13 protein-coding genes are annotated in these 23,868 nt (G+C 70.0%); 6 read left to right on the top strand and 7 right to left on the bottom strand.

Translation table 11 applies throughout. From position 1 onward, the window contains the following. Positions 1–5: 5 nt before the first annotated feature. Both ACFVHY_RS18080 and ACFVHY_RS18075 read left to right on the top strand, forming a co-directional pair. Positions 6–944 carry an anti-sigma factor gene (locus tag ACFVHY_RS18080; protein ID WP_390274340.1) on the top strand — a complete coding sequence of 313 codons (939 nt, stop codon included), beginning with the start codon at positions 6–8 and terminating at the stop codon, positions 942–944. A 144-nt stretch (positions 945–1,088) separates the two neighbouring features. Then, on the top strand, positions 1,089–2,138 hold the full coding sequence (locus ACFVHY_RS18075; RefSeq protein ID WP_390274337.1) for an alpha/beta hydrolase: 1,050 nt from the start codon (positions 1,089–1,091) through the stop codon (positions 2,136–2,138). A gap of 58 nt (positions 2,139–2,196) precedes the next feature. Here ACFVHY_RS18075 and ACFVHY_RS18070 read toward each other — a convergent pair whose 3' ends face one another. Together ACFVHY_RS18070 and ACFVHY_RS18065 are read right to left on the bottom strand one after the other, a co-directional pair. After that, positions 2,197–2,562: a response regulator transcription factor gene (locus ACFVHY_RS18070; RefSeq protein WP_390274335.1), complete on the bottom strand. Its 366-nt coding sequence runs from the start codon at positions 2,560–2,562 to the stop codon at positions 2,197–2,199. A 224-nt stretch (positions 2,563–2,786) separates the two neighbouring features. Further along, positions 2,787–3,503: a helix-turn-helix transcriptional regulator gene (locus ACFVHY_RS18065; protein WP_390274333.1), complete on the bottom strand. Its 717-nt coding sequence runs from the start codon at positions 3,501–3,503 to the stop codon at positions 2,787–2,789. Between the two features lie 321 nt (positions 3,504–3,824). Between ACFVHY_RS18065 and ACFVHY_RS18060 the strand changes: the two genes are divergently transcribed. Beyond that, the gene (locus tag ACFVHY_RS18060) at positions 3,825–4,580 is read left to right on the top strand and encodes an acetoacetate decarboxylase family protein (RefSeq protein WP_390274331.1); all 756 of its coding nucleotides are present in this window, start codon (positions 3,825–3,827) and stop codon (positions 4,578–4,580) included. Between the two features lie 57 nt (positions 4,581–4,637). After that, complete coding sequence (locus tag ACFVHY_RS18055; protein WP_390274328.1) at positions 4,638–5,654, top strand: pirin family protein; 1,017 nt, start codon at positions 4,638–4,640, stop codon at positions 5,652–5,654. Positions 5,655–5,661: 7 nt separating this feature from the next. On the opposite strand, the gene ACFVHY_RS18050 is transcribed toward ACFVHY_RS18055, so the two are convergent. Together ACFVHY_RS18050 and ACFVHY_RS18045 are read right to left on the bottom strand one after the other, a co-directional pair. After that, the gene (locus ACFVHY_RS18050; RefSeq protein WP_390274326.1) at positions 5,662–6,333 is read right to left on the bottom strand and encodes a CE1759 family FMN reductase; all 672 of its coding nucleotides are present in this window, start codon (positions 6,331–6,333) and stop codon (positions 5,662–5,664) included. Continuing rightward, entirely contained in the window at positions 6,330–7,430 is a 1,101-nt protein-coding gene (locus tag ACFVHY_RS18045) for an LLM class flavin-dependent oxidoreductase (protein ID WP_390274324.1), read from the bottom strand. The genes ACFVHY_RS18050 and ACFVHY_RS18045 overlap by 4 nt, the downstream gene beginning before the upstream one ends. A gap of 132 nt (positions 7,431–7,562) precedes the next feature. On the opposite strand from ACFVHY_RS18045, the gene ACFVHY_RS18040 reads away from it, so the two are divergent. Both ACFVHY_RS18040 and ACFVHY_RS18035 read left to right on the top strand, forming a co-directional pair. Beyond that, the gene (locus ACFVHY_RS18040; protein WP_390274322.1) at positions 7,563–8,096 is read left to right on the top strand and encodes a DUF4878 domain-containing protein; all 534 of its coding nucleotides are present in this window, start codon (positions 7,563–7,565) and stop codon (positions 8,094–8,096) included. A gap of 80 nt (positions 8,097–8,176) precedes the next feature. After that, complete coding sequence (locus tag ACFVHY_RS18035) at positions 8,177–8,812, top strand: DUF4190 domain-containing protein (protein ID WP_390274320.1); 636 nt, start codon at positions 8,177–8,179, stop codon at positions 8,810–8,812. 121 nt (positions 8,813–8,933) lie between these two features. On the opposite strand, the gene ACFVHY_RS18030 is transcribed toward ACFVHY_RS18035, so the two are convergent. The 3 genes from ACFVHY_RS18030 to ACFVHY_RS18020 all read right to left on the bottom strand — a co-directional run bounded on the left by ACFVHY_RS18030 (position 8,934) and on the right by ACFVHY_RS18020 (position 23,788). After that, the gene (locus ACFVHY_RS18030; protein WP_006360233.1) at positions 8,934–9,251 is read right to left on the bottom strand and encodes a hypothetical protein; all 318 of its coding nucleotides are present in this window, start codon (positions 9,249–9,251) and stop codon (positions 8,934–8,936) included. 304 nt (positions 9,252–9,555) lie between these two features. Continuing rightward, positions 9,556–9,783: an MbtH family protein gene (locus tag ACFVHY_RS18025; RefSeq protein ID WP_006360234.1), complete on the bottom strand. Its 228-nt coding sequence runs from the start codon at positions 9,781–9,783 to the stop codon at positions 9,556–9,558. Positions 9,784–9,904: 121 nt separating this feature from the next. Then, positions 9,905–23,788 carry an amino acid adenylation domain-containing protein gene (locus tag ACFVHY_RS18020; protein ID WP_390274316.1) on the bottom strand — a complete coding sequence of 4,628 codons (13,884 nt, stop codon included), beginning with the start codon at positions 23,786–23,788 and terminating at the stop codon, positions 9,905–9,907. Between the last annotated feature and the right edge of the window lie 80 nt (positions 23,789–23,868).

The following is a 23,868-nucleotide window of genomic DNA, read 5'->3' as shown; positions in this document are numbered from 1 at the left end:
CCACAATGACCACATCCGATACGACCGGGGACCGCGGGGCCACCTGGCTCGACGACCACGTCGAATTGTTCGCCGTCGGCGCGCTGACCCCCGACGAGACCAGACGCGTCGAGTCAGAACTCGCCGCACTTCCACCGCACGAGCGGGCGGAACACGACGCCCAGATCGCCGACATCCAGGCGGCCATGGCGGGTTTCGCGACGACCTATGCGCTCGACGCACCGCCCGAACTCCGGGACCGGGTGCTGCAGCACGTCTTCGAGGGTGCGGCGCTGACCCCGGAGTCCTACGTACCCGCAGGCATCGGCCCGCAGAACCCGGCCGCGCCCGCGGTCCATCCCGTCCCGCCGGCGGCCCCGGCGGGAACGGGCCGGTCCGGCGAAAGCGACCTCGCGCCGCCACCGCCGGTCGAATTGCGGTCCCGCGACTCGCGCCACGGACAGCATCGATCGGGCGGAACCGCGCGGCGTCCGGCACGCGCAACGGCGATCCTGGCGGCCGCGGCGGTGACCGTGGCCGTGGCGCTGGGGGCAGGCGTGCTCATCGGTCGCACCACCGCCCCCGAATCGTCCACCTCGTCGACGGCCCTCAGCGACTCCCAGCGTGAGGTGCTCGGGGTACTCACCGCCGCGGACGCGTCCGTGAGCGTCGAGCCATTGGCCGACGACCGGGGCACCATCGCGGTGGTGACGTCCGAATCGGCCGACCAGGCGGTCGCGCTCCTGCGGGACCTGCGCACGCCCATCCCGGCCGACAGCACCTATCAGTTGTGGCTGGTGGGCGGCGCACCGCAGCCGGTGCCCGCCGGGCTGATCCCCGGGGACGACACCGCCCCGGTGGTGGTGGACGACGTGCGCGGGTCGAGCGTGCTCGCGGTCACCATCGAACCGGCCGGCGGTTCGCCGCAGCCGACGACGCCGATCCTCGCCCAGGTCGCCCTCTAGGCCGGCGAGAATTCGATCCTGCGGGTGACAGCCGTGGCGATCTCCGCTCGAACCGTTCTTCGGTGTGCGGGCGATCCATAGACTGTGGGGCCGGCACGTCGGCGCGTCCGAGCCGACGGGATCTCGAGAACGAGTAGGTGCGATGTGAACGGAATCGGTCGTCGGGAACAGCGGCAGCGACATCCCGGCGGGTTGAGTCTCCTCGCCGGGATGCTGACGGTGGGTGCGGTCATCGCGGGCCTCGCGACCGCTCTCGGGGCGCCGGCGACCGCCGCGCCGTCGTCCCCCGACGGTTCCCGCATCGTCGACTCCTACACCGATGACCCGCGGCAGGTGACGCTGCTCGTCCACTCCGCCTCGATGAACCGCGCGGTCCCGGTCACGGTGCTCACGCCACGGGATCGGACCCGGCCGGCGCCCACCCTGTACCTGCTCAACGGCGCCGGTGGCGGGGAGGACTCCGCGACCTGGGACGCACGGACCACCTACAAGCGGTACTTCGCCGACCGACACGCTTATGTCGTCACCCCGATCGGTGGCGCCTACTCGTACTACACCGACTGGCAGCGCGACGATCCCGCTCTCGGGCGCAACAAATGGCAGACCTTCCTCACGAGAGAACTGCCGCCCCTCGTCGACGACGAATTCGACACCACCGGCGTCAACGCGATCGCCGGGATCTCGATGGCGGGGACATCGGTGCTCAACCTCGCCATCGCCGCCCCCGGGTTGTACCGATCCGTCGCCGCCTTCAGCGGGTGCGCTCGGACCAGCGACCCGGCCGGCCAGCAGTACATCCGGCTGGTCGTCGAGGACCGCGGTCAAGCGGACATGACCAACATGTGGGGCCCGCTCGACGGTCCCGGCTGGCGAGCCAACGATCCCTACCTGAACGCGGCGAAGCTGCGCGGCAGCAAGGTCTACATGACCACCGGCACGGGAGCACCGGGAGTCCACGAGCAGCTGACCGACCCGAGTATCGCGGGCGACGGTTTCACGCTGGCGAACCAGGCGATCGTGGGCGGCGGGATCGAGGTCGCCATCGACATCTGCACCCGGCAGATGGTCGAGCGTATGCGTGCGCTCGACGTCCCGGTCCAGGTGAACTTCCGCCCGACCGGCACCCACTCATGGGGTTACTGGCAGGACGACCTGTACCGGACCTGGCCGCGTATCGAACGCGACCTGCGCTGAGCTCGTCCACCCACCGGACCGCCCCCTCCGCCCTGGGCGGACCGATCCGCGGACGAACTCACCACGAGTCGAGGCCGGTGTATCCGTCCTGGAGGGCGCGCGCGAACAGGTGCGTCTTGGTCGGGGCGCCACGGCCGACCGCGGTGTACTTGGCACGGATTCGTGCAAGATGTGTGCTCACCGTCGACGCCGAGATGAACAGGCGCGCCGCGGCATCCTCCTTGGAGTCGGCGGCCAGCCACGCCAGCAAGACCTCGATCTCCCGGTCGGACAGGCTCGGCCGCGGGATCGCGGCGGTCACCTCCCCGCTCCCCCGATAGTCGGCGAGGCGCGCAACCCTGTTGTGCGCCACCATGTCCGCAGTATCAGCACGGCGTGCCGCCGACGACCCCCCGGTCGTGAAGAAATCTGTCGTCGCCGTCATTGATCCATCCCCTTTTCGATCGGCGCATCGCTCACGTCCCCGACGCCGCACGCTCCACGCGTTCTCATCGTTGCCCCAACGGTAGGTCGGCCGAGTGTCGGTCGGTAGACCCAGAACTGGGGACCTCGGCACCGGTCGAGTCGGTCTCGCAGCCGCTTCCCCATCGCTCCCCTCCTCTGTCCTCGATGTGGTGTCACCGTCGCCGCCCTGTGGGCGGGCGCCGTTCACCGTCCGCTCCCGCGCGAGTCGTCGGACACGACCCCGGTGGCTCGCCGAAGTCGCTGCGGCACCGGGAGCCAACCGTCTTCGACGGCACGCTTGAACAGATCCACCTTGGTGTGGGTCGGTCTTCCCGCATCCGCATATTTCTGGCGAATCCGTTTGAGGTACTCGTTGACCGTCTCGGCGGACACTCCCAGGGCGGCCCCGACCCGCGTCGAGGTCTCGCCGGATGCGTACAGCGCCAAGACTTTCTGCAGCTGTGGCGACAGGTCCACCGCTGCGAGTTCGGGGTCGCCGTCGATCGCTGCGGCCCACTCGGTGGTGAGGACCGCCCGACCCCGGGCGGCCGCCCGGATCGCGTCGATGATGACCGCCTCGTCGGCCGACTTGAGCACGACGCCGAGCGCTCCGGCGCGGGCCGCCGAGCGCAACAGCGCCGGGTGCTCGCCGGAGGTGTAGACGACGGTGGCGACCCCGGCCGCGGAGAGTGCGTTGACGTTCTCGCGTGGTGTCGTGCCGTCGTCGAGACGGAGATCCAGCAGCACGACATCGAGCGGCATCCCGCCCAGCACACCATCGACGGTGGACGCCGCACAGACCAGCGAGATGTCGGCGATCGGATCCAGCACGCGCTCGATTCCCCAGATCGGCGAACGGTGGTCGTCGACCATGCCCACGCGGACGAGAGATACGCCGTCCGCCGACGTGTCGTCCGCCATCGCGTTCACCCCCTCGGACCCGCCCCCGCGATCGACCTCACCCGTGGCCGCGATGGTCGACGCTCTCAGCAATTACACAGCAGTTTGCGACCGTGTACTCAGCGAACAGTATCCGACGAGTCGGACACTTCACCCCGTCGACGGCATCACCAGCGATGATCCGTCCCAATCTGAAACCTGATGTGTCCACATTCTTGGGGACACCACCCGGATCGGTCACACCGGGAGCGAAAGCATGCAAGACTAGAACGTGTTCTAAAAAAGTGATCGTGCCGGGCGTCGTCCGGCGACGACCCGACCCGACACGCAGGAGCAGAAAAGGTGAGCGCACCATCGACGCACGATGTACTCGGTACACCGGTGACCATGCCGGTCGAGATCCGGCACGCGCGGTGCTTCGTGGCCGGTTTCACCGCCGACACCCGGGCCGTGACACGGGCCATCGACGCCGAATCGACACAGCCCGGGACGCTTCGCCCGTTGCGCATCCGACCGGGTCGCACCATGTGCATGCTCGTGTTCGTCGACTACGTCGACGGCGACCTCGGACCGTACAACGAATTCGGCGTGTGCTTCCTCGTCGAGGACCCGACCACCCCGCCCGCCTCACCGATCCGGGCGTTGCGCTCCCTGCTGAAAGGGGACGCGCGTGCGCTGGTGCACCGACTCCCCGTCGACGGCGACTTCACCATGGCCGCCGGGCGCGGCATCTGGGGGTTCCCGAAGACACTCGCCGAGTTCGAGGTCGACCACTCCTCCGCCACCAGACGCGGACGCCTCGTGTCCGACGGCGCACTCGTCGCCGACCTGAGTGTGAAGCCGGGACTCAAGGTCCCGGACTCGACCGCCGACACCGTGTTGCACGCCTATTCGCAGCTCGACGGGGTCACGCGGATGACACCCTGGCGACTCACCTCGACCACCGGGACCCGCACCCGCATCGGCGGCGCGCGCCTGACGCTCGGCAACCACCCCATCGCCGACGAACTGCGCTCTTTGCGACTGGGGCGACGCGCCCTGATGTCCAGCTCGGTCGATCGGATCACGATGCGATTCGAGAACCCCACGCTGGTCTGACCCGGATCTCACCTCGGGTTCGCGGACGTCCGGGCCGCGGTCGCGGACAATGGTTCCATGAGCAATCTCGAGACGGACCCGGTCGAGGTCGAGTGCCATGCCGATGCCGGCGTCGCCGCGGGCCCGGGCCTCCTCCACATGGATGTCCTGACCGCGCGCGACGTACCCCTCGGCGGCCCGCGCGCGATGACGGTGCACCGGACCCTCCCGCAGCGGTCACGTTCGCTGATCGGAGCCTGGTGTTTCATCGACCACTACGGCCCCGATGACGTCGCGAGCAGCGGCGGGATGGACGTGCCACCACACCCGCACACCGGACTCCAGACGGTCAGCTGGCTGTTCACCGGCGAGGTCGAGCACCGGGACACGATGGGCAACCACGCGATGGTCCGCCCCGGCGAGATCAACCTCATGACCGCCGGGCACGGCATCGCGCACACGGAGGTCTCCACACCCGACACCACCACCCTGCACGGGGTACAGCTGTGGGTTGCGTTGCCGGCCGAGAATGCCGACACCGCACGCGACTTCGCACACCACCGGCCCGACGCTCTCGACCTCGGCGGGGTCACCGCAAAGGTCTTTCTCGGCGAACTGTTCGGCACCCGCTCGCCGGTGCACACGTTCACGCCGTTGACCGGCGCCCAGCTCGATTTCGCACCCGGCGCCACCGTAGACATCGACGTCGACCCCGAACACGAACACGGCGTTCTCGTCGACACCGGCACCGTCGAGGTCATCGGCGCCGACACCGCACCGCTGGCCCGCACCGAGCTGGGTTACATCGGCTTGGGCGCGCGTCGGATCACGCTCACCAACGTCGCCGAGACCGACGCCCGGGTGATCTTCCTCGGCGGCGCACCGCTCGCGGAGGACATCGTCATGTGGTGGAACTTCATCGGGCGCACACACGACGACATCGTCGGCCACCGGGACCAGTGGGAGGCGCGCAGCGAACGCTTCGGGCAGGTGCAGGGTTACGTCGGTTCGACGCAGCACCTGCCCGCGCCGCCGCTGCCGCAGTCACGGCTGCGCGCCCGGGCCAACACCCCGGGGCGCGCCGCCCCCGAGTGAGAGCGCATCACGCCGTTCCGAGCAACCTCGCGAAGTTCGCGATCCCCGCCGCCTCGACCGCCTGCTGCCTGCCGTCGATCGCGGGCGCGCGCGACGGTTCCCGGCCGCCTTCGGCGTCCACCGGCCCCGCATCACCCCTCGGTCCGAGGAGTGAGACCAATTCGGCTGCAGCACGGCCGATCCGGTCGTTCAACGACGTGGTGTCGCCACCGGCGCCCGCCCAGTCCGCCGACGCGGCGTAGACGCCGGTCGGCAGGACGACGGCACGTAGGTAGGCGAACAACGGTCGCAGCGCGTGGTCGAGCACCATCGAGTGGCGCGGACTGCCGCCGGTCGCCCCGATCAGCACCGGTTTGCCCGACATGGCGTCGATGTCGACGAGATCGAAGAACATCTTGAACAGTCCGCTGTAGGACGCGTTGAAGACCGGCGTCGCCACGATCAGGGCATCGGCCCCCTCGACCGCGTCGAGTGCCGCGCGCGCCCGGCCCGAGGCGAAGCCGACCGTCATCGCCTGCCCCAGCTCGGCGGCGAGGTCACGCAGGTCGACGATCTCGACGTCCACGCGGCCCGCCCCGAGTCCTTCGGTGACGGCGGCGACCATCCGGTCGACGAGCAGTCGCGTCGACGACGGTTCGGAGAGACCGGCATTCACCGCGACGATCCGCGGGGCGGTCACGAGGACACCTCCACATCCTGATCGGCTTCCTGGCGGGCGGCGACGAGCGAGGCGTGCGTCGGCGCGTCGGGGACGTCGTCGGGACGTCCCTCCGCGAACCCGGCGCGCAGGTCCGGCAGCACCTCGCCCAGCAGGTCGAGCTGCTCCAGCACGGTCTTGAGCGGCAGTCCCGCGTGATCGACGAGGAACAGCTGACGCTGGTAGTCGCCGAAGGTCTCCCGGAAGGTCAGCGTCTTGTCGACGAACTCGGCCGGGCTGCCGACGGTCAGCGGCGTCTGCGAGGTGAAGTCCTCGAGCGACGGACCGTGTCCGTACACCGGCGCGTTGTCGAAGTACGGGCGGAACTCGCGCACCGCGTCCTGCGACTTCGGCCGGATGAAGAACTGTCCGCCGAGCCCGACGACGGCCTGGTGTGCCTTGCCGTGGCCGTAGTGCTCGTACCGTTCCCGGTAGAAGTCGATCAGCCGCTGGAAGTGCTCGTTGGGCCAGAAGATGTTGTTCGCGAAGAACCCGTCCCCGTAGTAGGCGGCCTGCTCGGCGATCTCGGGACTGCGGATTGAACCGTGCCAGACGAACGGTGCCACGTCGTCGAGCGGACGGGGCGTCGAGGTGAAGGACGTCAGCGGGGTCCGGAACTGCCCTTCCCAATCCACCACATGCTCGGTCCACAACCGATGCAGGAGGTGGTAGTTCTCGATCGCCAGCGGGATCCCCTGGCGGATGTCCTGGCCGAACCACGGATAGACCGGGCCGGTGTTGCCGCGCCCGAGCATCAGGTCGACGCGCCCGTCGGCCAGATGCTGCAGCATCGCGAAGTCCTCGGCGATCTTGACCGGGTCGTTGGTCGTGATCAGCGTGGTCGCGGTACTCAGCTGCAGGCGCTCGGTCTGCGCCGCGATGTAGGCCAGGGTCGTGGTGGGCGACGACGAGACGAAGGGCTCGTTGTGGTGCTCACCGAGCGCGAACACGTCGAGCCCGATGTCCTCGGCCTTCTTGGCGATCTCCACGATCGCCTTGATCCGCTCGTGTTCTGTGGGCGTCGTGCCCGTGGTCGGGTCGGTGGTGATGTCACTGACGCTGAAGAGTCCGAACTGCATGTCGCGCCTCCTTGTGATGGTTGCACCGAGCATAACCGGACCGCGGTCCGATTAATTCCGGTGGCCGGTGAGTTAGTGTTGGCTCACTGCGGAGAAGCGCCGCGGATAGACAACTGCATCGAGGAGAGTCGCATGAAGATCCGGAAGTCCGTCGCTGCCGTCACCCTCGCCGGGGCCGCTTTGTTCGTCGCCACCGGCTGTTCGGAGTCCACCGACACCGTCGACGAGGCGACGAGCGCGGTGTCCACCGCCGTCGAGTCCGCGGCGAGTCAGGTCGAGACCGCCGCCAGCGACGCGGTCGACGAGGTCACCGGCCTCAGCAATGACGACGCACAGGAAACCCTGCGCCAGGCCATCGACCCGAACACCTCCTCCGAGGAGCTCGACCAGGTCATCGACGTCACCAACCCCGCGACCAAACCGGCCGCGATGGCCTTCGCCAAGGGCGCCTCCGCCGCGGGATACACCCCGGACGCGTTCTCGGTGAAAGAGGTCACCGAGGACGGCGACAAGGCCACCGCGACCGTCGCCGTGAAGAGCCCGCATTCCTCGACGCCGGTCGACATCCAGCTCGGCTTCGTCAAGGTCGACGGCGACTGGAAACTCAGCGGCGACGCCATTCAGCAGATGATCAACCTGAATCCCGGCCAGCAAGAGGGCAACTAGACCCACGGCGTACGTCGCCTCCTCGCCTACACTCGGACGGGTGCGGTTCCGACCCGGAGCCGGGCGGCGAGGAGGTGTACGTGCGTACCGATCAACCCACCCAACCGTTCGCTCCGCCGGTGACCAAGCGGCACGCGCGGTGGCCGCTCGTCAACGATCTCGACGACACCGAGTTGCCGGCTGCGGCCGAACCGACCGGCACGCGGGTCGACGTACACGTTGGGGTACCCGCGTCGCCGAAGCCGCCGACCAGGGTCGAGCCCGCGGCGGAATCGTCACCGCGGATGGTGAGGCGCGACGCCGGCCGGCTGCCGGCACGAGAGCATGCCGCATTGCCGCCGGTGGGCGATTTCTGGGACCTGGAGAACGCCGGTCGGGCACCCCTTGCCGCGATGCCGCTGCCCGCGCGGACCTTTCCGGCGCGTCCGGCGCCGTACCTGACCAGGCCCGTCGGCGGCCGTTCCGTCGCTCCGGCTGCCTCGCTGGCGCTCACCACCGGGCTGATCTCCATTCCCCTGACCCTCCTGCTGGGACTGGGCGCGATCCTCGGACTGATCGCCGTCGTCGCCGGCGCGGTCGGAGTCCGGCAGGTTCGACGCGCCCCCGCGGAGCGCAAGGGCACCGGTCGCGCGATCACGGGCATCGTGACCGGCGCCGGCAGCGTGATCGTGGGCGGCCCGATCCTCTTTCTCGTTCTGCTCCTCGCCGGGCTGTAGCCGACAGGCGCACTCTTCGAGGCCTGCCGCCGCCACGCTTGTCGCCGCCACAGTCGCACGACCACAGAAACAACGAGACCCGCCTGTCGGCGGGTCTCGTCGGGTATGTCGATGCCGGTCTCTAGCTGACCGCGCGGAGTCGGGGCCGGACCGAGGCGACCTCGCCGCGCTCGCGGCCGAGCCAGGCCTGGATCTCGCCAATGACCTGCAACCGGGAATCAACCGGGTCGATGTCCACGAGAGACGGCATGCAGTGCATCAGGGCGGCGTAGAACGCCGAGGTCGGCGACATCCCGTACTCGGCCAGCACGCTGCCGTAGTCCTCGACGCGATCGGCGAGTTCACCGTAGGTGAGAGCGTCATCGCCCAGCCGAACTGCGGTCAGGTGGGGCGTGATCGCCCCTCGTGTCTGGATGTCATCCAGTAGTAGCTGGTCCATGATTACTGCCTTCCCGCCCGTGGAGCGTCGATCGCTGTGTCCCCGCCTCCCCTGACGTTGGTACTCATGCGATCCTTCAACCAAGTGTGCCCTACCTCATTCAACTAGTAGAACACTGACTCAACATGTGTGGGATATTCCACAACAATTTCGGTAACTGTGCTGCACTCCGATGTTACGGCTGTGACTGCAGTTGCGACAGGTCACCACTGGGTTGATTCTTTACCTGTTATCCACGTGCAACTGTCCTGACATTCGAGCACGACCGACTTTCGCGATCGCGAGTGTCGGGCCCGTCGCCGACTCAGGCGTCGCCGCTCTTGTCCGCCTCCATCGCCTCGATGAGGCTCTTGGGCCGGAGGTCGGTCCAGTTCTGCTCCACGTACTCCAGGCACGCGGCGCGGCTGTCCTCGCCGAAGACCTTGGTCCACCCGGCTGGGATGTCGGCGAACGTCGGCCACAGCGAGTGCTGGTTCTCGTCGTTCACGAGCACGTAGAAGCGGCCGTCCTCGTCGTCGAATGGGTTCGTCATGGGTGTCCTTTCTCCATCGGCACGGCGACTGTCGTCACCCGCCTGCTTTGTTGTTGTCGAACGTAGTGGCTCGCCGCCCGGATTCACGCGAGGTCAGGTCGATGATGTCACGCAAATCCCCTCATTCCGGTGTCCGCTCGCCGGCGCCGTCGACCTGCGACAGCTGGGCATCGAGCGCCGGTCCGACGACCGCGAGGGCGTCGGCGTTCGCCATCCCCAAATGGTGGGTGGCCACGTCGACGTTGTCGACGGTGCCGGTGACGAACGGCCGCCAGGCCGCGGCCAGGGTGGACGGGTCGTCCTTGTCCTCGGTCGCGGTGAACACGTGTATGTCGCCGGCGAAGACATCGGGCCGGTAGTCGAGGACCACCTGGGTCGAGGACTCGAAGCTGTCCATGATGCGCTCCACCTGATCCTCCGCGAGCAGGCCCATGCCGGAGATCTGCTGCCGGATGATCGCGGTGACCTCCTCGGAGGTGGACGCCTGCATGTCGTCGCCGAGATCGAAGAGATCCCGCCAACCGCCGAGGACATCGACCACGGTGGACGCGTCCGGCTCGATCGCCGGCCCGGGCTCCGCCGCGGCCGCCCCCCCGTGCTGCGGGACGTCGTGGACGATCACCGGTTCGTCCTCTGGGCGGGAGTCCATGATCCCCAGGTAGGCGACCTGCTCCCCGAGTTCCACGAGGTGTACGGCCATCGCGTGGGCGATCACGCCGCCGACCGACCAGCCGAGCAGATGGTAGGGGCCATGCGGCTGGACCCGCCGGATCTCCTCGACATAGCGCCGGGCCAGCACCCGCGCGTCGGTCACGCTCGGCTCTCCGGTCACCACATGCGGGTCCTGCAGTCCGTAGATGGGCCGGTCCCGCAGATGTGGTGCCAGCCCGCCGTAGAACCACGCCAGGCCGCCGGCCGGGTGCACGCAGAAGAGCGGCGGCCGCGAACCCTCGCCGCGGAGGCTGATCACCACGTCGTTGCTCACCGCGTTGTCCTCGGCCAGTCGGTGGGCCAGGCCACGCACCGTCGGATCGCTGAACAACCACGCGAGTTCGATCTCGAAGCCGTTTCGGTCGCGCAGCGCCGCCGCGACCCGGGTGGCCGAGAGTGAGTTGCCGCCGAGGTCGAAGAAGCTGTCGGTGGCACCGATCTGTTCGACGCCGAGGACCTCGGTGTAGGCATCGGCGATCGCCTGCTCGACCGGGGTGGCCGGGGCGACGAATTCGACGGAAGCCACCTCGGGAGAAGGCAGCGCCGCTCGGTCCAGCTTGCCGACCGGGGTCAGCGGGAACTCGTCGAGCACCGTGATCGACGCGGGCACCATGTGTCCGGGCAGCTGCGCGGCCAGCAGACCACGCAGAGCGTCCACCTCTACACCGTCACCGACGACATAGGCGGCGAGGCTCGACGCCACCGAACCCGGGGTCCCCGACGAGCCGATGCCGACGACGACCGCGGAACGCACCTCGGGCGCCGAGCGCAGCACCGCCTCGATCTCGCCGAGTTCGATGCGCAGGCCGCGTAGCTTCACCTGGTCGTCGCTGCGGCCGGAGTACTCGAGCGTGAGGTCGCCCGACGGTGACTCGCGCCAGCGCACGACGTCGCCGGTCCGGTACATGCGGCGTCCGGACCCGGCGAGCGGACTGGCGACGAACCGCGCGGCGGTCAGGCCGGGCTGGTCGAGATAACCGCGCGAGAGTGCGGGGCCGAGGACGTAGAGCTCGCCGGCCACACCGACCGGCACCGGACGCAGGTGGGCGTCGAGCACGAGGAACTCGAGGCCGGGCAGCGGACCACCGAGGCGGACCGGGTCGCCGGGCGTCGCCGCGTCGGAGACCGCGACCATGATCGTCGTCTCCGTCGGGCCGTATCCGTTGTGGATGCGGGTGTGCGGCGCCCAGGCGTCCATCACCGACTGCGGCACGGCCTCGCCGCCGACGGAGACCGCCTGCAGGCTGGGCAACGCGGCCGGGTCGAGCGTCGACAGCACCGACGGCGTGAGGAAGGTCGTCGCGACCTCGTGTCGCTGCATGAACTCCTGCAGGTCCGCACCGCCGACCGCGGTCGACGGCCGATAGACGAGCGTGCCGCCGTTGACCGTCGCGAGGAGGTACTCGAGCACCGAGGCGTCGAAGCTCGGGGACGCGAATCCCAGGACCACCGCCCCGTCCTCGGTTCCCAGCGCCCTCGACTTCGCGACGGCGAAGTTCTTCAGTCCCGAGTGCGACACCGCGACGCCCTTGGGGCGTCCCGTCGACCCCGAGGTGTAGATGACGTAGGCGACGTTGTCGGTCCGGACCGGACCGGTCTGCTCGGCCGGGTCCACCGGGGCATCCGACGTGGCGTCGAGTTCGGCGGCCACCGCGGCGCCGTCGAGGCGGAGCCACTCGAAGCCCTCGTCCGGCAACGCGCCGACGGCGTGGACCGACAGTCCCATCCGGGCGCCGGAGTCCTCCACCATCGTCGCGACCCGTTCGGCAGGGTAATCCGGATCGATGGGAACGTAACCGCCGCCGGTCTTCGCGACCGCCCAGATCGCGACCAACAGGTCGACGGACCGGGGAATCGCAAGCGCCACCAGTGTTTCCGCACCGACACCGCGACCGATCAGCCAGCGCGCCAGGCGGTTGGACCGGGCGTGCAGCGCCGAGTACGACAGGGTGGCTCCCGAGGCGTCGACCACCGCGGTACGACGCCGGTACCGCGTACCGGCCTCGGTGAAGAGCTCGCCCAGCAACACGGCCTCGGCGGCCTGGCCGCCGTGTACCGGCACCAGGGACTCGGCCTCACCGGCCAGCAGGATGGGCGCCGCCGCAACCGGGGCGCTCGGGGTCGCGGTGAGCGCGCCGAGCAGATTGACGAACCGGGCCGTGAAGCCGGTGGCGGTGGATTCCGCGAACAGATCGGTGGCGTATTGCAGTGCCGCCGACCAGGTCTCGCCCGCCTCCGCCTTCGCGATCGAGAACAGCAGATCGACCTTCGCCGGCACCTCGCCCGCGTCGAGCGGGCTGACCGAGATGTCGCCGAGATCGGCCGACAGCGACTGTCCGGCGAGCTCGGGGACCACCGCCTGGTCCAGGGTCAGCCACACCTGGGTGAGCGGGGCGAACGCCTCGGAACGAACCGGGTTGAGCCGGTCGACGAGGGTCTCGAACGGCAGATCGGCATGGGCGAAGGCATCGAGGTCGACGCGTCGGACGCGACCGAGGACGTCGACGAACGTGTCACCGGCCGCGTGGGCGGTACGCAGCACGAGCGTGTTCACGAACATGCCGACCAGCGGATCGAGTACCGCGGCACCACGTCCGGCGATCGGCGTGCCGATCGCCACGTCGTCGGTTCCCGACAGGTCGGCGAGCAGGACCGCCAGCGCCGCGTGCAGCACCATGAACGGGGTGACCCCGAACTCATCGGCGACGGTGTCGATCCGGGCGGTGACGTCCGCCGGGATCGGAAAGGACACCCGCGCGCCACGCTGCGACGCGACCGCCGGGCGAGGCCGATCCGTCGGGAGTTCCAGGAGATCGGGCATCCCGGCCAGGTGCGCGCTCCAGTACTCCAGCTGGGCACCCATCACCGACGCCGCGTCGTCGACATCGCCGAGGGCGCGGCGCTGCCAGATGGCGTAATCGGCGTATTGGACGGGCAGCGGCTCGAACGACGGCTCTGTACCGGCTGCCCGTGCCAGGTAGGCGGCGGTGAGATCGGTGACCAGCGGCCCGAGGGATTCGCCGTCGGACGCCACGTGGTGCAGGACCACCGCGAGAATGTACTCGGATGCTCCGGAACCGGTTCCGATCTCGATCAGCCTGGTCCGCACCGGCCAGTCGACGGCGAGGTCGAATCCCGTTGTGACGGCGGCCAGTACGACCTCTCCCCCGTCGCGCCCGGCTGCGGCCGGCACGAACTCGTGGTCGAGCCGGGTCGCGATGTCGGCCACCGGGGCGATCAGCTGTACCGGCTGACCGCCGGTTTCGGGATAGGTGGTGCGGAGGATGTCATGGCGCGCGACGACGTCGGCGATCGCGGCGCCGAGCGCGGCCGGATCGAGATCACCGGTCAGGCGCATCACCGCCGGGATGTTGTAGGCCGCCAGCGTCGGATCGAAGCGGTTGATGAACCACATCCGCTGCTGGGCGTACGACAGCGGGATCCGGTCGGGACGAGGCGTCACCGCGACGATGGGCGGGAGTCCGCCGGTACGGTCGCCGAGGCGTTCGGCCAGCAGGCGCGGCGTCGGCGCCTCGAAGACGTCACGCACCGTCACGTCGACATCGAGGGCGTCCCCGAGCCGGGCGGCTGCCCGCATCGCCGACAGCGAATTGCCGCCGATGTCGAAGAAATTCGTGGTGGCGCCGACGTTCTCCGGCGACATCGACAGCAGCTCGGCGAAGACCGACGCCGCCGCCGCTTCCCGCGGGCCGGCGACCGGCACGATCGCGGCGGTGTCGACGGTCGGCGCGGGCAACTGCTGTCGCACGATCTTGCCCGCGCTGCTCAGCGGCATCTCGTCGAGCAGCATCCACATCCCGGGACGCATGAACTCCGGGAGCGCTTGCGCCACAGAGTGTTTGACCGCATCCAGGTCCACCGAGGCCGGCGTCAGGTAGGCCACGAGTTGCTGCCCCGCCGGGGTCTCGACGACGGCCGCCGCCGCGTACACGACGCCCGGCGCCGACGTGAGGGCCGACTCGATCTCGCCGAGCTCGATCCGCTGGCCACGCAGCTTCACCTGGAAGTCCGTGCGGCCCTGGTATTCCAGCTCGCCGTCGGCTCGCCAGCGGACCAGGTCACCGGTCCGGTACAGACGGGACCCCGGCGCGCCGTAGGGGTTCGGCACGAAGCGTTCGGCCGTGAGCGCGGGTCGCGAGGTGTATCCGCGTGCCAGCTGGATGCCGCCGAGGTACAGCTCGCCGGTGAATCCCGGTGCCACCGGTCGCAACCGATGGTCGAGCACCAGCGCGGTGGTGTTCGCCACGGGCCGCCCGATGGAGACCGAGTCGCCCGCGACCCGCGCGACGGTCGCGTAGATCGTCGCCTCGGTCGGTCCGTACTGGTTGCGGATCGGCGCGTGCGGGATCAGCTCCCGTACCGTCTCGGCGACGCTCTGCGGGAGCGCCTCGCCGCCCGTGTGCAGGTAGCGCAGCCGTGCGAGACCGCGCAGCTGTTCGGGATCGGCGACCTCGGTGAGCACGGCGAGCATCGAGGGCACCAGCGTCGCCGACGTCACGCCGAAGTCCGCGAGGTAGCGCAGGACGGCGACCGGATCCCGGTGGGCACCGGGCTCCATCACGACGAGCCGTCCACCCGAGAGCGGCGGGCGCAGGATCTCGCCGACGGACGGGTCGAAGGTCAGCTCCAACACCTGCAGGAAGACATCATCGGAGCCGAAATCGTAGGCGCCGCGGTCGTAGTCGAGATGGGCGCGCAGGGTTTCGTGACTCACCGTGACGCCCTTGGGTCGACCGGTCGAACCCGACGTGAAGATGGTGTAGGCCGGATTCGCGCCGACGACTGCCGACGAACGCTCCGCCGGCGCGAAGAGCGACGCCGGCTCACCGGCATCCGAGTCGTCGTCGACGGCCACGACGGTCACACCGGGGTCGAGGGCCTCGATGCCCACCGGGACCTGTCCCGGACCGATCAGCACCGCCGCGACATCGGCGGTGCGCGCCAGATAGTCGATGCGATCGGCCGGCGCGGCCGGGTCCATCGGCACGAATTGCCCACCGGCGGCGAGAATCGCGTGGACGGCGACGATCATCTCCGTCGACCGCGGGATGCACACGCCGACCGCGACCTCCGGTCCGACCCCCAGAGCCACCAGCCGCCGGGCGAGAACGCTCACCCTGCTGCCCAATTCGGCATAGGTCCATTGCGCGTGGGTCGAGGCCCCGGCCGGACTCTTCACCGCGATCGCGTCGGGTGACGCGGCGACGCGCTCGAGAAGGAGATCGGCGACATGGGTGCCGGACGGGATCAGCTCCGGGCCGGTCGCCCACGTGTCGAGGCGGGCCTCGTCGTCCTTCGACATCGGTGGGATGTCGGCGATCCGGGTCTGTGCGTCGCCCGCGATGGCCTGCAGGATGCGCTCGAGGGACCGCGCGAAGACCGCGATCTCGTCGGTGGCGAAGGCATCGGGAAGGTAGGTCAAGCGGACCGCGATGCCCGACGCGGTCGGCGAGGTCGCGAGGTTGAGCGGGTAGTGCGTGGCGTCGGAGACCTCGACGTCCCTGATCGCCAGTCCCACTGCTGCACTGGCGGCACCGCCGGCCAGTGAGTCGTTGTCGACGGGGTAGGACTCGTGCACGGTCAGGGTGTCGAACAGCTGTGGCCGTCCGACGGCGGTGAGGATCTCGGGCAAGCCGATGTGCTGATGATCGAGCACGGCGGTCTTGTCCGACTGCAACCGGCCGAGCACCTCGGCGATCGTCGCCTCCGGGTCGACGTCGACGACGGCGGGCAGCGTGTTGATGAACAGGCCGACCATCGACTCGACGCCGTCGAGTCCGGCGGGACGTCCGGACACGGTCTCGCCGAAGGTGACCACCCGGTTGTCGGTCAGCCGGGACAGCAGCACCGCCCAGGCGAGCTGCAACACCGTGGCCGTCGTCGAACCGGATTGCCGCGCCGTCCGCTCGAGCCCCGAGACCAGGTCGGGTTCGAGGACCCAGCGATGCTCGCGCGGCAGATGGTCTGCCGCGGAGTCGTTCTCGGCATCCTCGACGGCGTGGCCGGTGAGTCCGGGGGCGACCAGGGTCGGCTCCTCGACCGGTTCGAGGACTCGTCGCCACGCCGCGAGACCGGCGTCGAGATCGGTGTCGGCGATGCGGGCCAGGTAGTCGGCGAAGTCGGTGCGTTCGGTCGTTCCCTGACCGGTGAACGGGGTCCCGGTCGCGTAGAGCGCCAGCAGGTCGGCCAACACGAGTGGCCCGGACCAGCCGTCGAACAGGATGTGATGGTTGGTGATGACCACGCTCGTGCCCTGTGCGTGGCGCACGACCACCGCTCGCAGCAGCGGCGGGTCGGCGAGGTCGAACGGTTCGGTGCGCTCGGCCGCCGACACCTCGTCGACGGCAGCCCGGACATCCACCTCGGCGGTGGTCGGCACGTCGAGCACGCGCCAGCGCAGCGGCACCGTCTCGGGCACGACGGTGACCACGTGCCCGCTGGGCACCCGGACGAAGCCCGACTTGAGGGTGCGGTGGTGATCGAGCAGTGCGACCACCGCGGTGCGCAGCCGCTCGAGGTCGACCTCGCCCTCGAGGTGCAGAACCGCTTGCGTCACGTACACATCGAGTTCGTCGCTGCCCGCCAGTTGGGACTGGAAGTACAGTCCGCGTTGCAGCGGCGACAGGGCCCAGACATGCGCGCCGGGGAACCGCTGCGCCACGATGTCCAGATCGTGCTGGGTCACCTCGGCGCCCGGGACGTCCGACGGCGAGCGGCCGACGTCGACGCCGTCGGTGACGAGGCGGACGACGTCGGCGAGTTCCGCGGTCCACCGTCGTGCGATGTCGCGGACGTCCTCCGGCGACAGGATCGCCGCGGGGAACTGCAGATCGGCCGAGAGCACACGACCCTTCGAAGACGCACCGGTGCTCGCGTTGACCGTCAGCACGCTCATGGCCGCGACCCCGTCGGACACCGTGGCCGGCAGGAACGGCGCGTCGGGTGCGGGCAGGAAGCCCGCGCCGGCCGGTGCTGCGGTGTCGGACGACGGGGCGACCGACGACAGGGGGTCGGCCCCGTCCGGGGTCGTCGGGTCCTCGCGCTGACCGGTCGTACCGCGGGTCCCGAGATAGTTGAACGCGATCGTCGGCAGCGGACGCGAATGCAGTTGCGCGGCCGGGTCGCCGGGGCCGCGGCCGTCGGCGGCGTAACGCAGCAGGCCGAAACCGATCCCGGAGTCGGGCATGCCGAGACGTTCTTCCTTGGCCGCCTTGACCGCGTGGACGACGTCGTCGGCCGGATCGAGGGCGAGCGGGGCGATCGAGGTGAACCAGCCGACCGTGCGCGACAGGTCGGCGCGACGCGGGTCCGGGCCGGTGAGCAGGACGTCCTCGTATCGGCCGTGCCCCTCGGTGAGCACGGTGACGGGAGCGGCGTCGGCGATGCCGCGATCATGTTGCCAGGAGCGGACCGCGCGCGCGAGGGCGCCGAGCAGTACGTCGACCACCGACGCCGAGAATGCCTCGGGCACAGTCGTCGTCAACGGGTCGACGATGGCCGGGTCGACGCGGTGGACGATCGAGGTCAGGGTGCCGTATCGGTCGCGGTCGGGGTCGAGCGGCGCGCCGAAGTCGGTCGGGACGGCCGGGGAGCGCTCGAGCCAGTACCCGGCTTCGCCCCGACGGGCGTCGAGTTGCGCGGTGAGTGCCCTCTGCCACGCACGTTGCGAGGTCTCCTCGGCGCGAACCGCCGCCGGTTGCCCCGCGGTCAGCTGGGCGTGGACGGTGAGCAGATCCTCGATAAGGATCGGCCAGGACACCGCGTCGACGCCGAGGTGGTGCAGTACCAGCACGATTCGTACGGGCCGATCCGCCTCGTCGGGAGAACCCTGTGGGGCGGCGCCGCTGACCACCGTCGCGGCGACCAGCCGCCCGGCGGCCGGGTCGAGGCGGCGCGCCGCCTGCGCATGCGCGTCGACCAGCGCATTCGCGAACCCGGCCTCGCCGGGCACGGTGTCCGTCGCCACCGACACGATCGAGGCGCCAGGATCGAAAGGTGTTCCGGTCGTGAGGGTCCAAGTGTCACTGGTCTGGGTGTCACTGGTCTGGGTGTCACCGATCCGGGTGTCACCGGCGGACTCCAGGCGCGCACCCAGCATCGGATGCGCGTCGACGACCGCGCCGAGCACCTCGCCGAGGTGGGCGACGGTGAGTCCGGCCGGTGCCGTGAGCACCATCGACTGGTTGAAGTCGGCGAGGTCGGCCGGCGTCCGCGCGGCGTCGACGAGCCAGGACACGATCGGCGGGAGATCGACCCGGCCGGCGGGATCGTCGGTGGGCTCCGCGAGCAGCGGCGCCCGGTCGCCACCCGTCGACGCGACCCGCGCCATCGCGCGAATGGTCTTCTGTTCGAAGATCTCTCGCGGCGACAGGGACAGTCCGGCGGCCTTCGCGGCGGACGCGAGCTGAATGGACATGATCGAGTCCCCGCCGAGTGCGAAGAAAGACTCGGTGACCGAGACGGTGCCGAGCCCCAGCAGCCCCGCGACGATCGCCGCGAGGGTCTCCTCGGCGGTCGTCGCCGGTGCGACGTACCCGTCGGCGGGCGTGGTGAACTCGGGCACCGGCAGCGCGCGCCGGTCGAGCTTGCCGCCCGGGGTCACAGGCAGCTCGTCGAGCACCATCGCCGAGTGCGGGATCATGTGTCCGGCAAGCCGATCCGCCGCCCCGGCCAGGACGGCGCCGGCGTCGAGGCGGTCGCCGGCGGTGTCGTCGCCCACGAGGTAGGCGACGAGCCGGGTGCGACCGTGGTCGTCGTCGACACCGGTCACGACGACCGAGCCGACGCCCGGCTGGTCACCGAGGACGGACTCGATCTCGCCGAGTTCGACGCGCTGGCCGTTGATCTTGACCTGGTGGTCGGCGCGCCCGGCGAACTCGATCTCGCCGGTCGCGGTGATCCGCACCAGGTCGCCGGTGGCGTACATGCGGTGGCCCGCCTCGCGGGCGAACGGGTCGGCCACGAACGACGACGCGGTGAGGCCGGGGCGGCCGAGGTATCCGCGCGCCAGCGCGTCGCCGCTCGACAGGTAGAGCTCACCCACCACGCCCTGGGGTACCGGGTGCAGGCGGCCGTCGAGCACGTAGGCGGCGAAGCCGCGGACCGGTCGTCCGATGGTCACGGGCGCGCCGGGCTCGGATCGTCCGGTGGTCGCCCAGACGGTGGCCTCCGACGGGCCGTAGAAGTTGAACATCCGGCGGCCGGATTCCGGTGTGGCCCACCGCGCGATCAGCTCGGGCGGGCAGGCCTCGCCACCGGTGACGAGGTTGCGGACGGTGCGGCCCCGGCGCGGGTCGACGGTCGCCAGCACCGTGGGGGTGATGAGGGTGTCGGTGACCCGATCGCGCTCGAGGATGCGGCCCAGTGCATCGCCGGCGTACTCCGACGCGGGCGCGACGACGAGGGTGTGTCCTACCGCGATCGACCACATCATCTCCAGCACCGAGGCGTCGAAGCTCGGGGAGGCGACGTGCAGGACACGGGTGTCGGGGGCCTGCGCCGGCGTTCCGGTGACCTCGGTCAGCGCGGCGACGAAGTTCGCGATGCCGCGATGCGGAACCCCGACCGCCTTCGGCCGTCCGGTGGAACCGGAGGTGTAGACGAGGTAGGCCAGGTCGTCGAGAAGGACCGGCCGATGACGCTCGGCGTCGGTGACGGGTCCACCCGTGACGGCCGGATCGTCGAGCGAGGCGAGTTCGAGCCATTCGCAGGATGATTCACCCAACCGGTCCCGCGTCGGCGCATCGGTGATGCCGAGGCGCACACCGGAATCGGCCACCATGAACGCGATCCGGTCGCTCGGGTAGGCGGGGTCGATCGGCACGTAGGCGGCACCCGCCTTGATGACACCGAACACCGCGACCACCGACCCGATCGACCGCTCGAGGCCGACGGCGACCACGTCGCCGGGCCCGACCCCACGGGAGATCAACTGGCGTGCGAGACGATTGGTTCGTTCCTCGAAGTCCGCGTACGAGATCTCGGTGCCGTCGTGGACCAGTGCCGGACGATGCGGGTCGAGGTCGCGCCGCGCGAGGAGTTCGGTGAGGGTCACCGGCTCGGTGATCCCGCCGTCGGCGGCCGGCCCCGTCTCGCCGACGGAGTTGCGGCTCGGCGCGCTGAGGGCGGCGGCGTCGATGCCGACGATGTCGACGTCCCCGACGGGCAGCGAGGGGTCGGTGGCCATCGCGGCGATCACCTGCAGCCAGACCTCGGCGAATCGGCGGATGGTCGCGGCGTCGAACAACGAGGTGGCGTACAGGAAGTCGGCCCGCATCGGCGACGACCCGGTCCGTTCGGACACCGAAACGGTGAGGTCGAACTTGGCGATCGGGGCGGCGGCCCCGAGCGGTTCGGCACTCAGACCCGAGAGCTCCACCCGGTCGATCTCCTCCGGCCGTCCGCCGGCGGCGACGAGGGTGTAGGCGATCTGGACCAGCGGCGGATAGGCCGTGGACCGCTCCGGCGCGAGTTCCTCGATCAGATCATCGAATTGCACGTCGGCGTGCGCGAAGGCATCGAGGTCGGTGGCGCGGGTCGTGGCGATGAGGTCGTCGACGGTCGATGCCGGGTCGACGTCGGTGCGCAGCACGAGCGTGTTGACGAACATGCCGACGAGGTCGTGGAGCGCGGCGTCGGGGCGGCCGGCGATGGGTGTGCCGATGACGACGTCCCGGGTCGAGGCGAGCCGCGCGACGGTGACGGCGAGTGCCGCGTGCAGGACCATGAACAGCGTGACGTCGCGGTTGCGCGCCAGGTCTTCCAGTGCGGCGGCGAGCGCGTCGTCGACGGTCACGGACTCGACGGCGGCCGCGGTGTCGAGCACGGCCGGTCGCGGGCGATCCATCGGCAGGTCGGTCACCGCGGGCAGATCCGCGAGGACCTCGCGCCAGTGCGCGAGCTGACGCCCCATCGGTGCGCCGGGATCGTCGGCGGCGCCCAGGTATTCGCGCTGCCACAGCGCGAAGTCCGCGTACTGGACCGCGGGCGCGGCGACCGGTGGCGCGGCGTTCGTCCGGGCCAGGTACGAGCCGAGCAGGTCGCGCACGAAGACCGGGGTCGACTCACCGTCGAAGGCGATGTGGTGCACGGTGACGACCACGTCCACCTCCTCAGGACCTCGACGGAGGACCCGGACCCGGAGTGGGAAGTCGGCGGCGACGTCGAAGCCGGTGGTCGCCGAGACGAACAGGTCCTCCTCGGTCTCCGCCGCCTGCCAGTCGAGGCGGGCGCGGGCCGTGTCGGCATCGGTGACGAGCTGGAACGGCCCCTGCTCGTCGCTGGGGTAGGTGGTGCGCAGGATCTCGTGGTTGGCGACCACGTCGCCGACCGCGGCCGCGAGCGCGTCGAGGTCGAGGGCTCCGGTCAGCCGCAGGGCCATCGGGATGTTGTAGGCCGCCGAGGCGGTGTCGAACTGGTTGATGAACCACATGCGACTCTGCGCCGTCGACAACGGCAACCGCGCGGGCCGCGGCATCGCGGTGACCCGCGGGACGCTCCGGCCGCGTCCGGACACCAGGGCGGCCAGATCCCGCACCGACGGCGCGTCGAACAGGTCGCCCACCGACACGTCGACGTCGAGCAGGTCGGCCACGCGCGCCGCCACCCGCGCCGCGGACAGCGAGTTGCCGCCGAGGTCGAAGAACGACTGCGTCACGCTGACCCGGTCGGTGCCCAGCACATCGGCGACGATGGCCGCGATCGAGGCCTCGGCGTCGGACTCGGGTGCGGCGAACTCCTCGACGGTCAGTTCGGGGACCGGCAACTTACGCCGGGCGACCTTGCCCGCACTGTTCAGCGGCAGTTGCTCGAGTGTCATCCACACCGTGGGCCGCATGTACGCCGGCAGGGTCTGCGCGACAACCGATTTCACCGCGTCGACGTCGACGGACGCCGGCGAGACATAGGCGACGAGGTGCGATTGCCCGGACACCTTCGCCACGGTGGCCGCCGCGTGGAGGACACCCGGCGCCGACATGAGGACGGACTCGACCTCCCCCAGCTCGAGTCGCTGTCCGCGAAGCTTCACCTGGAAGTCCGTGCGGCCCAGGTATTCCAGCTGGCCACGCGCATTCCATCGGACGAGATCGCCGGTACGGTACAGACGTTCACCGGGTTCACCGAAACCCTCGGTGTTGCCGGCCGCCTCGCCGCGTGCGGGAGCCGCGAAGGGACTGGCGACGAAGCGTTCAGCGGTCAGGCCGGGCTGCGAGGCGTAACCGCGGGCGAGTTGCACGCCCCCCAGATACAGCTCACCGGGCACGCCCGAGGGCACGAGCTGCAGTCGCGAGTCGAGGACGAAGGTGGTGGTGCTCGGCACCGGGACGCCGATCGGCACCGACGTCTCCCCCGCCCGCACCTGATGGGCGGTCACGTCCACCGCCGCCTCGGTCGGACCGTACAGATTGTGGACCTCGTTGCCCGGCAACGCCGCCACCAACGCCTGCGCCACCGGCGCGGTCAACGCCTCACCCGAGGTGAACGTCAACCGCAACGACGACAGCTCACCCACCCGGTCGCCCAGGACATCCAGGAACACCGACAACATCGACGGCACGAAATGGATGACCGACACCCGCTCAGCCGTGATCAACTCCGCCAGATACCGCGGATCACCGTGCCGCTCCGGCTCGGCCACCACCAGCGTCGCCCCCACCGCGAACGGCAGGAACAACTCCCACACCGACACATCGAACGTCACCGGGGTCTTCTGGACGAAGACATCCGAGTCCTTGATCGAATACCAGTCCCGCATCCACTCCAGGCGGTTCACGATCGCCGCATGCGACACCGTCACACCCTTCGGCCGCCCCGTCGACCCCGACGTGAACAGGGTGTACGCCGCATCGGCGGGCTGCAGGGGCGCGAGCCGTTCGTCGTCGGTGACCGGTGCGGTGGCGAGGTCGACCTCGGCGGTCGTGTCGATCACCAGCACGGTGACGCCCGCCGGCAGTTCGACGTCGGAATCGGCGGCGACGAGGGCCAGCCGGGCGTCCGCGGTGTCGAGCATGTACCGCGTGCGGTCAGACGGCGCGTCGATGTCGAGCGGAACGTAGTGACCACCCGCCGCGACGATGCCGTGGATGGCGACGAGAAGCTCGACCGACCGTGGGATGGCGACCGCGACGGCGACGTCGGGTCCGACACCGATGGAGATCAGATGACGAGCCAGTGAGTCGACCCGTGCACCGAACTCGGCGTAGCTGACGCGACGCGAACCGAACACGATGGCCGGTACGTCGGACCTCGTCGCCACATGCACCACATCGGTCACCGTTGGGCCTCCATCTCGCCTCGTCGCCTGCCGTCTCGTCCTGCGTTCCCCATTCCCCCCGTGTGTTCGCTGCGCCCCGG

The sequence above is a fragment of the Gordonia sp. NPDC127522 genome, from assembly GCF_042672305.1.
In the GTDB taxonomy this organism is placed as follows: Bacteria; Actinomycetota; Actinomycetes; order Mycobacteriales; family Mycobacteriaceae; genus Gordonia; species Gordonia hongkongensis.
This window is presented reverse-complemented; position numbering and strand designations above follow the sequence as displayed.